Genomic DNA, 13,419 nt, shown 5'->3' on the forward strand with positions numbered 1-13,419 from the left:
GAAATGGCAAGAGCTTACTCGAAGAAAAAGAAAGGAATTGAAAAGGTCTCGATTGATGAGATCTTACGATCAGAATTATGTTAGTATCATACAAATGGTTAAAAGAATTGGTGGACATTGATGTGCCATCACAAGAGTTGGCTGAAAAAATGTCAACTACAGGGATCGAGGTAGAAGGTGTCGACTCACCTGCTGCTGGTCTCTCAAAAATTGTCGTCGGTGAGGTCTTGTCTTGCGAAGATGTGTCAGAAACTCACCTCCATGTTTGTCAGGTTAACGTTGGCGAAGAAGAAGCCCGTCAAATCGTCTGTGGAGCACCAAATGTTCGTGCAGGCATCAAGGTTATGGTGGCTCTTCCAGGTGCTCGTATTGCTGACAACTACAAGATCAAAAAAGGAAAAATCCGTGGCTTAGAGTCACTTGGAATGATCTGTTCCCTTGGTGAATTGGGGATTTCTGATTCAGTTGTACCAAAGGAATTCGCAGATGGCATCCAAATCTTGCCAGAAAATGCCGTTCCAGGTGAGGAAGTCTTCTCATACCTAGACTTGGATGATGAAATTATCGAACTTTCTATCACTCCAAACCGTGCAGACGCTCTTTCTATGCGTGGAGTAGCGCACGAAGTAGCAGCTATCTATGACAAGGCAGTCAACTTTAAAGAATTCAGTTTAACAGAAACCAATGAATCTGCAGCAGACGCTCTTTCTGTCAGCATTGATACAGACAAGGCTCCTTACTATGCGGCTCGTATCTTGGATAATGTGACCATCGCACCAAGTCCACAATGGTTGCAAAATCTTCTCATGAATGAAGGAATCCGTCCGATTAACAATGTAGTTGACGTAACCAACTATATCTTGCTTTACTTTGGTCAGCCTATGCATGCCTTTGACTTGGATACCTTTGAAGGAAGCGAGATTCGTGTGCGTGAAGCGCGTGCTGGTGAAAAATTGGTGACCTTGGACGGTGAAGAACGTGACTTGGAAACAAATGACTTAGTCATCACTGTTGCTGATAAACCTGTTGCCCTTGCAGGTGTCATGGGCGGACAAGCTACAGAAATCTCTGAAAACTCTAGTCGTGTAGTTCTTGAAGCTGCTGTCTTCAATGGCAAATCTATCCGTAAGACAAGTGGTCGTCTCAATCTTCGTTCTGAATCTTCTTCTCGTTTTGAAAAAGGCATCAACGTGGCAACGGTAAATGAAGCCCTTGATGCGGCAGCCAGCATGATTGCAGAGCTTGCAGGAGCAACAGTGCGTAAGGGCATTGTTTCAGCAGGTGAGCTTGACACTTCTGATGTGGAAGTTTCTTCAACTCTTGCTGATGTCAACCGTGTCCTCGGTACAGAGCTTTCATTTGCTGATGTTGAAGATGTCTTCCGTCGTCTTGGATTTGGCCTTTCTGGAAATGCAGAAGCCTTCACAGTTAGCGTTCCACGTCGCCGTTGGGATATCACTATTGAAGCGGACCTCTTTGAAGAAATCGCTCGTATCTATGGTTACGATCGCTTGCCAACTAGTCTTCCAAAAGATGATGGAACAGCTGGTGAATTGACTGCGACACAAAAACTTCGTCGTCAAGTACGTACCATTGCAGAAGGAGCGGGTCTGACAGAAATCATCACCTACGCTCTAACAACTCCTGAAAAAGCAGTTGAGTTTACGATTCAACCAAGTCATTTGACAGAATTGATGTGGCCAATGACAGTGGACCGTTCAGTCCTCCGTCAAAATATGGTTTCAGGTATTTTGGATACAGTTGCCTACAACGTAGCACGTAAGAATAAAAACTTGGCTCTTTATGAGATTGGAAAAGTCTTCGAGCAAATCGGTAATCCAAAAGAAGACTTGCCAAATGAAATCAACAGCTTTGCTTTTGCATTGACAGGTTTAGTTGCTGAAAAAGACTTCCAAACTGCAGCTGTACCGGTTGATTTCTTCTATGCCAAGGGAATTTTGGAAGCTCTCTTTGCTCGCTTGAGTCTTGAAGTGACTTATACAGCAACATCTGAAATCGCTAGCCTTCACCCAGGACGTACAGCCTTGATTTCACTTGGTAATCAAGTCCTTGGTTTCCTCGGTCAAGTACATCCTGTTACAGCTAAGGCTTATGATATTCCAGAAACTTATGTAGCAGAGCTCAACCTTTCAGCTATTGAGACAGCTCTTCAACCAGCCGCTCCATTTGTGGAAATCACCAAATTCCCAGCAGTCAGCCGTGATATCGCCCTTCTCCTCAAGGCAGAAGTCACTCACCAAGAAGTTGTAGACGCTATCCAAGCTGCAGGCGTGAAACGTTTGACAGATATCAAACTCTTTGATGTCTTCTCAGGCGAAAAACTAGGACTTGGTATGAAGTCAATGGCTTATAGCTTGACCTTCCAAAATCCAGAAGATAGCTTAACTGACGAAGAAGTTGCACGCTACATGGAAAAAATCCAAGCATCACTCGAAGAAAAAGTGAATGCAGAAGTGCGTTAAAAATTTTCAATCCATCCCTAGGGATGGATTTTTTAGTAGAAAAAATCATCAAGCTTTAGCCTGATGATTGAATCAAATTGACGGGGAAACAACTCCTTTTTAATACTGTTACAAGATAATCAGACATCGGTATTTTTTGTCATCCAATCAGCTATGAAGTGATAGGTATCGTTTCGATTATTCTCGTTTAGAATTTCGTGACGAGCCTCTTCAACTAATCGAAGGCTTACTTTCGAATGTGAAACCTTTAGGAGTTTTACAAATCTTTCTATACCTTTACCATTTTCGCCTAGAGGATCTTCTTGTCCTGAAATCACGAGAATTGGGAGTTGGGTTGGAATCTCATCGATCACTTGTTTACTCGCTACTTGGTTAGAGAAGTAAAAAATGGCTCTGTACATGGGAATAGTAGGTATGAATTGACAGAATGGATCCTTCAGATAAGCATGATTGGATTCTTCATTTTTTGAGAGCCAATCGACAGATGTTTTAGGATTTTTAATAGTTCGATTAAAGCTATCAGTTGATAGATAAGTCAAGAGTTTACTACGGTATTTATTCCCTTTTATAAGTCGGATGCATTCTGTTAGTATGAGAGCGAACCGAGTCAGAAACTGAGGTTGTTGACCAGTCGCCATGATAATCAAGGCATTGATAGGTGGTTTTCGCTTAGCTACATAATAGCGACACATAAGAGACCCCATAGAATGCCCTAGAAGGACTATTGGAAGTTCTGGATAGCTTTCTTGAATAAAAGAGGTCACTCTTTCAATATCATCGATGAGTTCCTCGGGAGATTCAGGAAAGACTCCTAGCTGACTTGGATTTTGAGCAGTATAACCATGGCCGATATGGTCATGGCCGATAAAACAGTAAAGCCTTCGTTATTCATGGCTAGAGCAAATTCTTCATATCGTTCTACGTATTCTACCATGCCATGTACAAGCTGAAGAATGGCTTTTGGCTGTTCAGCTTCCCAAATGATTAAGTTATTGTTGTTTGGCTCGAGTTTAAGTCTTTTTTTCATATCAGTTTCCTTGCCGATGATAATCGATAGTCTATCAAAAATATACCATAAAATAGCACGATAAGCTAGGCAGAAAGATGAAGATTAGTAGTAACAATTCAGGACTGAAAATGAACATTTGAGGACATAGCCAACGGATTTATCAAGAAATGAGTATAATAAATTTATCACTTAAAATCTGGAGGACTAAAATGCTTGGTGATAAGCTAATAAAGTTCCTACCCAGTAAATATCCTTCTTGAAATCAAGATTTAAAAATGTACATAAATCATTGTAAATGCTATCAAAAAGGAGTATAATGAGTGCAATAAATTTCGGAGGTGGATGATGCTCGAAGTAAGAAATCTAGAGAAAAGTTTTGGGCCTAAGCAAGTTTTGTTTGGTGTTGACTTTCAAGCACGACCAGGGCGTATTTTAGGGCTGGTCGGGAAAAATGGAGCTGGGAAAACAACTATTTTTCACAGTATTTTGAAATTTTTAGACTATCAAGGGGAGATTGAGCTTGATGGTCAAGACATTCGTCAGGAGACCTATGCTCGCATTGGTTATCTCCCTGAAGAACGCAGTCTTATGCCTAAATTGACAGTCCTTGAACAAGTTCGTTACTTGGCGACTCTAAAAGGCATGGACGCTAAGGAAATCAAAGAAAAACTCCCTCAATGGATGGAAAAACTGGAAGTCAAGGGGAAACTGACGGATAAGATCAAAAGTCTCTCAAAAGGAAATCAACAGAAGATTCAGTTGATTATCACTTTGATTCATGAACCAGATTTGATTATCCTAGATGAGCCTTTTAGTGGCTTGGATCCAGTTAATACCGAACTTCTTAAGCGGGTTATCTTGAAAGAAAAAGAACGCGGCGCGACCATTATCTTTTCTGACCATGTCATGACCAATGTCGAAGAACTTTGTGATGATATCCTCATGATTCGTGATGGGCGTGTGGTCTTGCATGGACCGGTTCAAGAGGTCCGAAATCAATACGGCAAAACACGACTTTTTGTTTCAAGTGAACGAAGCAAGGAAGAACTGGAGAGTCTTCCTCATGTCAAACAGGTTAGCTTGACCAAGCAAGGTAGCTGGAAGTTGATCTTGGATGATGAAAGTGCAGGTAGAGAACTCTTCCCAATCTTGACTCAAGGTCAATATATCGCGACGTTTGATCAACAAGCTCCAACAATCGATGAAATCTTTAAATTAGAATCAGGGGTGGAAGTATGAGAAATATGTGGGTTGTAATCAAAGAAACCTATCTAAGACATGTCAAGTCGTGGAGTTTCTTCTTTATGGTGATTTCGCCTTTCCTCTTTTTAGGTCTATCTGGAGGAATTGGTGTTCTCCAAGGTTCTTCCTTGGCTCAAAATAGTAAGGTAGCAGTAGTTAGTTCTGTTCCTCTTGTTACAGAAGAACTTAAATCGACCAATGGTCTTAACTTTGACTATAAGGATGAAGCGAGTGCCCAAGCCGCTATCAAGGATGAGAAAATAAAAGGTTATCTGACCATTGACCAGGAGAATAGTGTCCTCAAGGCAGTCTATCATGGTGAGACTTCACTAGAGAGTGGCATTAAGTTAGCAGTGACCGCTAAGTTGAATGAACTCCAATCCCAACTCAACCGTTCAGAAGCAAATTTGTCTCAGGAACAGGAAAAACGCTTGGCTCAAACGGTTCAATTTACAGAGCAGATAGATGAAGCCAAGGAAAATAAAAAGCTGGTTCAAACCTTTGCGGCTGCAGGACTTGGTTTCTTCCTCTATATGATTTTGATTACTTATGCTAGTGTTACTGCTCAGGAAGTAGCCAGCGAGAAAGGAACTAAAATCATGGAAGTGGTCTTCTCAAGCATTCGTGCTAGCCATTATTTCTACGCCCGCATGATTGCCTTACTTCTCGTTATTTTGACTCATATTGGTATTTATGTTGTAGGTGGTCTTGGAGCTATTTTCTTCTTTAAGGATATGCCTATCTTGGCAAATTCAGGTATTCTAAATCACTTGGGAGAAGCCTTTTCGATCAATACCTTGTTATTTGTCTTGGTTAGTCTCTTTATGTATGTAGTCTTGGCTGCCTTCTTAGGTTCTATGGTTTCGCGACCTGAAGACTCTGGTAAGGCCTTATCGCCTTTGATGCTTTTGATTATGGTAGGTTTCATTGGGGTAACAGTATTAGGAACTTCTGGGGACAATTTGATTTTGAAAATCGGTTCTTACATCCCATTCGTTTCAACCTTCTTTATGCCTTTCAGAGCTATCAATGGTTACGCAAATGGACTAGAGGCTTGGATTTCGCTTGCTATAACGGTTATTTTTGCAGTTACTGCAACAGCCTTTATCGGACGTATGTATGCTAGTTTGGTCCTTCAAACAGATGATTTGGGGATCTGGAAAACCTTTAAACGAGCTTTGAGTTATAAATAAAGTATCGGACCTGTGAGTGTATCTCCCAGGTCTTTTATACTCTTCGAAAATCTCTTCAAACCGCGTCAACGTCGCCTTGCCGTACTCAAGTACAGCCTGCGGCTAGTTTCCTAGTTTGCTCTTTGATTTTCATTGAGTATTAATTAGCTGAAATATTTCACATTTATTTCTCCTAAACCTTTGACTATTAGGCAAAATTATCGTACAATAAAGAGTACATGATAAAATGAGATCAGAGTTTATCTACTCTGACGTTAGTAGTAAAAAATGAGGAGAAACGCTTTGGAATTAGAAGTATTTGCTGGGCAAGAAAAAAGTGAACTATCTATGATTGAGGTGGCTCGTGCCATCTTGGAACTCCGTGGTCGTAATCACGAAATGCATTTTAGTGATTTGGTTAATGAAATCCAAAACTATCTCGGTACCTCTAATAGCGATATTCGTGAAGCTTTGCCTTTGTTCTATACAGAGTTGAACTTTGACGGTAGCTTTATCTCACTTGGAGATAACAAATGGGGTCTTCGTTCATGGTATGGAGTTGATGAAATCGATGAGGAAATCATTGCTCTTGAAGAAAGTGATGATGAAGAAGTAGCACCTAAGGCTAAGAAAAAACGTGTCAACGCCTTCATGGATGGTGATGCAGATGCTATTGATTACAGTGCAGATGATCCAGAAGATGAGGATGCATACGAAGAAGATCCAGCTCTTTCTTATGATGATGAAAATCCAGATGATGAGAAGAATGAAGTGGAAGCCTATGATGCTGAAATCAATGAAATCGCCCCAGATGATCTAGATGAAGAAGTCGATCTTAATGAAGAGGACGACGAAGACTCTGAAGAAGAGGAAGAATAAAAATAAAAAGGAGCTGGAACAGGTATCGGTCGCTTAAGTCTCGATTTCCTAGATCCAGCCTCTTTTTACTTTTTAGTTTGAATGAGTTATGCAAGATGGAATGCCAAGTCAACGATTTGTTCTATTTGACAAATGGTTCATTTTGAGGTAATATATTGTTCGGGCACCTCTTTTTGAGGTCGGAGCTCCCTAGTTATTAGGGAGCTATTTTTGTTTTTCCAGGAAACTTTTCTTCTTGGGTTGTAGTTATTGATGAAGGTCTTGTTTTCTCAATCCCCCTCTAGTGAACAAGACCTTGAGCATTTTAGAAAGAGGAATCTATGTCTACGAAATATATTTTTGTCACTGGTGGTGTGGTGTCGTCTATTGGAAAAGGGATCGTTGCAGCGAGTCTAGGACGGCTCTTGAAAAATCGTGGTTTGAAGGTGACCATCCAAAAATTTGACCCTTATATCAATATCGACCCAGGAACTATGAGTCCTTACCAGCACGGGGAAGTCTTTGTAACTGATGATGGGGCTGAGACAGATTTGGACTTGGGTCACTATGAACGTTTTATCGATATCAACCTCAACAAATACTCAAACGTGACAACTGGTAAAATCTACAGCGAAGTTCTTCGCAAGGAACGCCGTGGAGAGTATTTGGGTGCAACTGTCCAAGTTATTCCTCATATTACAGATGCTTTGAAAGAAAAAATCAAGCGTGCTGCTCTAACGACTGACTCTGATGTTATTATTACAGAGGTTGGGGGAACAGTCGGCGATATTGAGTCCCTTCCATTCTTAGAGGCGCTTCGTCAGATGAAGTCTGATGTCGGAGCAGAAAATGTCATGTATATCCATACAACCTTGCTTCCTTACCTCAAGGCAGCTGGTGAAATGAAAACCAAACCAACTCAACACTCTGTCAAAGAATTGCGTGGTTTGGGAATCCAGCCAAATATGTTGGTCATTCGTACAGAAAAACAAGTAGGACAAGGGATTAAAAATAAACTAGCCCAGTTCTGTGATGTGGCGCCAGAAGCAGTTATTGAGTCCTTGGATGTGGATCATCTTTACCAAATCCCACTTAATCTGCAGGCACAAGGCATGGATCAAATCGTCTGTGACCATTTGAAAATAGATGCACCGGCAGCAGATATGACAGAGTGGTCAGCTATGGTTGACAAGGTCATGAATCTCAAAAAACAAGTCAAAATTGCTCTTGTTGGTAAGTATGTCGAGTTGCAAGATGCCTACATTTCTGTGGTTGAAGCCTTGAAACACTCTGGTTATGCCAATGATGCAGAAGTGAAAATCAATTGGATCAATGCCAATGATGTGACAGCAGAGAATGTGGCAGAGCTCTTGTCTGATGCGGACGGAATCATCGTACCAGGTGGTTTTGGCCAACGTGGTACTGAAGGGAAAATCCAAGCCATCCGCTATGCGCGTGAAAATGATGTACCAATGCTGGGAGTCTGCTTGGGTATGCAGTTGACCTGTATCGAGTTTGCACGTAATGTCTTAGGTCTTGAAGGAGCTAATTCAGCAGAGCTAAATCCTGATACCAAATACCCTATCATCGATATCATGCGTGATCAGATTGATGTTGAGGACATGGGTGGTACCCTTCGTTTGGGACTTTATCCTTCTAAGTTAAAACGTGGTTCTAAGGCAGCGGCAGCTTATCATAACAAAGAGGTGGTGCAACGCCGTCACCGTCACCGTTATGAGTTTAACAACGCCTTCCGTGAGCAGTTTGAAGGAGCAGGTTTTGTCTTCTCAGGAGTTTCTCCAGATAATCGTTTGGTAGAAATTGTGGAAATTCCAGAAAATAAATTCTTTGTAGCGTGTCAGTATCACCCAGAGCTTTCAAGTCGTCCAAACCGCCCAGAGGAACTTTACACTGCTTTTGTAACAGCAGCGGTTGAAAATAGTAAATAGACAGAATAAAACCTTTGAGAGTCATCTCAGAGGTTTTAATTTGTTTTCACTATCATGAAAATCTGGAAAAAGGACATTATTTTTGGTAAGATAAGGGTATGGATTTTGAAAAAATTGAACAAGCATATACCTATTTACTAGAAAATGTCCAAATCATTCAAAATGATTTGACGACAAATTTTTACGATGCCTTGATTGAGCAAAATGGAATCTATCTGGATGGTCAGACAAATCTGGAAGATGTCAAGAAAAACAATCAAGCATTAAAACGATTGGCTCTTCGAAAAGAAGAGTGGTTACGAACCTACCAATTCTTGTTAATGAAGGCAGCGCAAACAGAACCTCTCCAAGCAAATCACCAGTTTACACCAGATGCCATTGGTCACTTGATGATTTTTCTGATAGAGCAACTGTGGCCTGCTGAGAATCTAAGTTTATTAGAGTTGGGGTCTGGGATGGGAATTCTAGGTGCTAGCTTCTTAACGTCCATGAACAAAAAGGTAGATTACCTTGGGATTGAGCTAGATGACCTCTTGATCGATCTGGCTGCAAGCATGGCAGAAGTTATGGATCTGCAAATGGGCTTTGTCCAAGGAGATGCAGTACGTCCACAAGTATTAAAAGAAAGTGATATTATTGTGAGCGACCTCCCAATTGGCTACTACCCAGACGATCAGATTGCTTCACGTTACCAAGTGGCAGCAAAGGATGAACATACTTACGCTCATCATCTATTTATGGAGCAATCTCTCAAGTATCTTAAGACGGGAGGCTATGCTATTTTTCTTGCTCCAACAGATCTTTTGACGAGTCCTCAGAGTGATTTCTTGAAATCCTGGCTGACTGATCAAGCTCAACTAGTCGCTATCATAGCTTTACCAGAGGAGCTATTCGCTCAAGGAGCCCAGTCTAAGACCATTTTTGTTTTGCAAAAGAAGGTGGGAGAAGGGACAGAGCCCTTTGTTTATCCACTTACTAGCCTTCGGGATCCTGAAATTTTGTTGGAATTTAAGGAAAATTTTCAAAATTGGTGTCAAGAACATGAAATCTAGTATAAATTTTGATATAATAGTTGAAAACGCTTAAAAAAGGGGAAACATTATGACAAAAACCATTGCAATTAACGCTGGAAGCTCTAGCTTGAAATGGCAACTTTACCAAATGCCAGAAGAAAAGGTGCTTGCAAAAGGGTTGATTGAGCGAATTGGATTGAAAGATTCTATTTCTACAGTTAAATTTGATGGTCGTTCAGAACAACAAGTCCTTGACATTGACAACCATACTTTGGCAGTTAAGATTTTGCTTGATGACTTGATTCGTTTTGATATTATTAAATCTTATGATGAAATTACTGGTGTTGGACACCGTGTCGTTGCAGGTGGAGAGTACTTCAAAGAGTCTACAGTCGTGGAAGGTGATGTAATTGAAAAAGTTGAAGAGTTAGGTCTTCTTGCTCCATTGCACAATCCTGCAAATGCTGCGGGTATTCGCGCCTTCAAAGAATTATTGCCAGATATTACGAGTGTCGTTGTTTTTGATACTTCCTTCCATACAACAATGCCAGAGAAAGCTTATCGCTATCCTCTACCAACAAAATATTACACAGAAAACAAGGTTCGTAAGTACGGAGCGCACGGTACAAGCCATCAGTACGTTGCTCAAGAAGCAGCAAAACTCTTGGGTCGTCCACTTGAAGAGTTGAAGTTAATCACTTGTCACATCGGTAATGGTGCTTCTATTACAGCTGTTAAGGGTGGGAAATCTGTTGATACCTCAATGGGATTCACTCCGCTTGGTGGTGTAATGATGGGAACTCGTACAGGGGATATTGACCCAGCCATCATTCCTTATTTAATGCAATATACAGAGGACTTTAACAAGCCTGAGGACATCAGTCGTATTCTCAATCGTGAGTCAGGATTGATGGGTGTTTCTGGTAAATCTAGTGACATGCGTGATGTAATTGCTGCTATGGAGGCAGGAGATCACGATGCTACTTTGGCTTATGAAATGTATGTTGACCGTATCCAAAAACATATTGGTCAATACCTTGCAGTCCTAAATGGAGCAGATGCTATTATTTTCACAGCAGGTATCGGTGAAAATTCTACTAATGTACGTGAAGATGTTATTTCAGGAATTTCTTGGTTCGGTTGTGATGTAGATCCAGAGAAAAATGTCTTTGGTGTAACCGGAGATATTTCGACAGATGCAGCAAGTGTACGTGTACTGGTAATTCCAACGGATGAAGAACTCGTTATCGCGCGTGACGTTGAACGTTTGAAAAAATAACAAATCAAAAAATCGACCTTCAATAATAAAGGTCGATTTTTTTGATCTAGGAAAACTACCATTTAGTCAACGAAACTTCGCCACTATTAAGCCAAATCTTTTCACCCTTGGCTAATTCTATCAGCAGTTGACCTTGGTCAGAGATGTCACAGGCTTTTCCTGTGATTATTTCCTGATCCTTCTTGAAGGAAATCTCTTTTCCTAAAACGATTGAGCGCTTTTTATAGAGATAGAGGAGTTCATCGGCTTCTGTTTCATAGAAACATTTCCAAATTTCAGCAATCAATTCATTGCGAGTAATGGGAGTCTTTTGAGAAAATAAGCTTCCAGCTTTAGTTTGTAGATTCTTGGGAAATTCAGCGATAGAAAAGTTGATCCCGACCCCAATGATAACATCTGTAACGAGACCAGTTTCTACGGAGGTAATGGCTTCGGTTAGAATACCAGCAATTTTTTTCTGGTTCAGATAAATGTCATTGACCCACTTGATATCCACGTCGATTAAACTAAGGTTTTTGATAGCCTTGTAGATAGCTCCAGCTGTTAGAAGTGTATAGGCAGGAAGATTCTGATAAGGGAGATTGGGTTGTAGGTGAAGGGACATGTAAATCCCCCCCTTATCTGGAGAATAATAGGGACGTTGAAAACGACCGCGTCCCATGGTTTGGCTAGTGGAAAGGTAGAGTTTATCCCCTTTGGCACCAGCTTCCATAGCCTCTTTAGCATCAGTTTGGGTAGATTTTGTTGAGGGTTTAAACTGGACAGTAATGGGACTATTCGCTTCGATTTCCTGAGGCAAGATAAGGTCTCCGTCCAGAAGTTTATAGCCACGATTTTTGATACTGTCAATCTCCAGTCCCTCTTGTTGGAGACGTTGGATCGCCTTCCATACGGAAGTTCGAGATAGGTTTAATCTCTCAGCGATTTTTTCTCCGCTTAGATAATTAGTCTCAGTAACTAGTATTTTATAGACTTCTTGGTAGGATTTCATGCTAGACCCTTTCTGGAATAATTAGATTTATTGTACCATATTTTTAAAAAAGGGATAGCGATTTTCAAGTAATCTTAGCTAACTATAAAATTTTACTTTGTTTTAGTCACGATGATAGAGGCAAAGAGGTTTTCAAATCGCTTGAAAAATGGTAAAATGTTTTAATAGCTTATTTATCTGAATGTGATATTCAGAAGGAAAGGATCTGTTGTGAAATCAATAGGTGTCATTGAAAAGTTAAAAAGTTTATCGAAACAAGAAGGACTTCTTTTAGGAGTTATTCTGAGTATTTTTCTTCCTTTTTATCTTTTTGTTATTATTTTTATCTCTTACTTACTTTGGTTAGTATATACTGGGGAGATGAAGGGGATCTTGAAACGTTTGTCTCAACACCCTGTCTTGCTCTTTTTTATTGCTTATAGCACTGCAATTTCTCTTCTGGCACAAAATGTGATGGGAGTAGTTTCTTCGGTGGCCATGTTTCTGTTTGCCATCTTCTTTTACTATTATCAATCTCAATTGACTCCTAAATTTTTCAGGTTGACGATTGAAGGAATATTAGCCTTAAGTGTCTTTGCAGCAGCCTTTGCATCCTTGGAACATTTCCAAATTGTAAAGAAATTTGATTATACCTTCCTCTCACCACGAATGCAGGTTTGGCATCAAAATCGAGCGGAGGTTGCCTTCTTTAATCCCAATTACTATGGAATTATCTGTTGTTTCTGTATCATGATTGGTTTTTATCTGATTAGTACAACGAAGTTAAGGTGGTTACGAATCTTTTCTATGATTGCCATCTTTGCTAATTTATTCGGTTTAAACTTTACGCAGAATCGCACAGCTTTTCCAGCCATTATCTTTGGAGCGATTATTTATCTCTTCACAACTATTAAGAACTGGCGTGCTTTCTGGCTTAGTGTTGGAGTTTTTGGGGTTGGTTTAGCCTTTCTATTTTCAAGTGATTTGGGTGTTCGAATGGGAACCTTAGATTCATCTATGGAAGAGCGTGTTTCTATTTGGAATGCTGGGATGGCCTTGTTTAAGCAAAATCCATTCTGGGGTGAAGGACCGCTAACCTATATGCACTCTTTTCCTCGTATTGGAGCACCTTATCATGAACATGCTCATAGTATTTATATAGATACGATTTTGAGTTATGGAGTTGTTGGTACAGTTCTCTTGGGGATTGCTTCTTCCACTCCGGTACGAATGTTGATTGATATGAGTCAAGTACCTAGTAAGCGTCCTATCCTTGGACTTTACCTCTCTTTCTTGACAGTAGTAGCTGTGCACGGAATTTTTGATTTGGCTCTTTTTTGGATTCAATCTTCCTTTATTTTCCTTTTAGTGATGTGTAGTTTACCACTGAAACATAGTATGATTGATGAATTAGTTGATTAAGAAAAAGATAGTAGAAACTAAC

11 protein-coding genes are annotated in these 13,419 nt (G+C 40.4%); 8 read left to right on the forward strand and 3 right to left on the reverse strand.

All coding sequences use genetic code 11. The features are described 5' to 3' along the window. Positions 1 to 77 precede the first annotated feature (77 nt). Complete coding sequence (gene pheT / locus M1R56_RS08240; protein WP_248035693.1) at positions 78 to 2,483, forward strand: phenylalanine--tRNA ligase subunit beta; 2,406 nt, start codon at positions 78 to 80, stop codon at positions 2,481 to 2,483. Between the two features lie 119 nt (positions 2,484 to 2,602). On the opposite strand, the gene M1R56_RS08245 is transcribed toward pheT, so the two are convergent. Together M1R56_RS08245 and M1R56_RS10090 are read right to left on the reverse strand one after the other, a co-directional pair. After that, positions 2,603 to 3,349, reverse strand: a complete 747-nt coding sequence (locus M1R56_RS08245) for an alpha/beta hydrolase (RefSeq protein ID WP_348982773.1) — start codon at positions 3,347 to 3,349, stop codon at positions 2,603 to 2,605. After that, positions 3,295 to 3,510 (reverse strand): alpha/beta hydrolase, encoded by a 216-nt coding sequence (locus M1R56_RS10090; protein ID WP_248035695.1) that lies wholly within the window; start codon positions 3,508 to 3,510, stop codon positions 3,295 to 3,297. Before M1R56_RS10090 ends, M1R56_RS08245 begins: the two co-directional genes overlap by 55 nt. 327 nt (positions 3,511 to 3,837) lie before the next feature. Between M1R56_RS10090 and M1R56_RS08255 the strand changes: the two genes are divergently transcribed. The 6 genes from M1R56_RS08255 to M1R56_RS08280 all read left to right on the forward strand — a co-directional run bounded on the left by M1R56_RS08255 (position 3,838) and on the right by M1R56_RS08280 (position 11,005). Further along, the gene (locus tag M1R56_RS08255; RefSeq protein WP_045763567.1) at positions 3,838 to 4,731 is read left to right on the forward strand and encodes an ABC transporter ATP-binding protein; all 894 of its coding nucleotides are present in this window, start codon (positions 3,838 to 3,840) and stop codon (positions 4,729 to 4,731) included. Further along, the gene (locus tag M1R56_RS08260) at positions 4,728 to 5,927 is read left to right on the forward strand and encodes an ABC transporter permease (RefSeq protein ID WP_248035697.1); all 1,200 of its coding nucleotides are present in this window, start codon (positions 4,728 to 4,730) and stop codon (positions 5,925 to 5,927) included. Before M1R56_RS08255 ends, M1R56_RS08260 begins: the two co-directional genes overlap by 4 nt. 282 nt (positions 5,928 to 6,209) lie before the next feature. Further along, positions 6,210 to 6,785 carry a DNA-directed RNA polymerase subunit delta gene (gene rpoE / locus M1R56_RS08265; RefSeq protein ID WP_348982772.1) on the forward strand — a complete coding sequence of 192 codons (576 nt, stop codon included), beginning with the start codon at positions 6,210 to 6,212 and terminating at the stop codon, positions 6,783 to 6,785. A gap of 320 nt (positions 6,786 to 7,105) precedes the next feature. Beyond that, positions 7,106 to 8,713 carry a CTP synthase gene (locus M1R56_RS08270; RefSeq protein ID WP_248035701.1) on the forward strand — a complete coding sequence of 536 codons (1,608 nt, stop codon included), beginning with the start codon at positions 7,106 to 7,108 and terminating at the stop codon, positions 8,711 to 8,713. Positions 8,714 to 8,811: 98 nt separating this feature from the next. Next, positions 8,812 to 9,765, forward strand: coding sequence for a class I SAM-dependent methyltransferase (locus tag M1R56_RS08275; protein WP_248035703.1), 954 nt, complete (start codon positions 8,812 to 8,814; stop codon positions 9,763 to 9,765). A 49-nt stretch (positions 9,766 to 9,814) separates the two neighbouring features. Further along, positions 9,815 to 11,005, forward strand: a complete 1,191-nt coding sequence (locus tag M1R56_RS08280) for an acetate kinase (protein WP_248035705.1) — start codon at positions 9,815 to 9,817, stop codon at positions 11,003 to 11,005. A gap of 55 nt (positions 11,006 to 11,060) precedes the next feature. Here M1R56_RS08280 and birA read toward each other — a convergent pair whose 3' ends face one another. Further along, entirely contained in the window at positions 11,061 to 11,996 is a 936-nt protein-coding gene (gene birA / locus M1R56_RS08285) for a bifunctional biotin--[acetyl-CoA-carboxylase] ligase/biotin operon repressor BirA (protein ID WP_248035707.1), read from the reverse strand. 210 nt (positions 11,997 to 12,206) lie between these two features. On the opposite strand from birA, the gene M1R56_RS08290 reads away from it, so the two are divergent. Beyond that, complete coding sequence (locus tag M1R56_RS08290) at positions 12,207 to 13,397, forward strand: O-antigen ligase (RefSeq protein ID WP_248035709.1); 1,191 nt, start codon at positions 12,207 to 12,209, stop codon at positions 13,395 to 13,397. Positions 13,398 to 13,419: the final 22 nt, after the last annotated feature.

The organism is Streptococcus sp. oral taxon 431 (genome assembly GCF_023115445.1).
In the GTDB taxonomy this organism is placed as follows: domain Bacteria; phylum Bacillota; class Bacilli; order Lactobacillales; family Streptococcaceae; genus Streptococcus.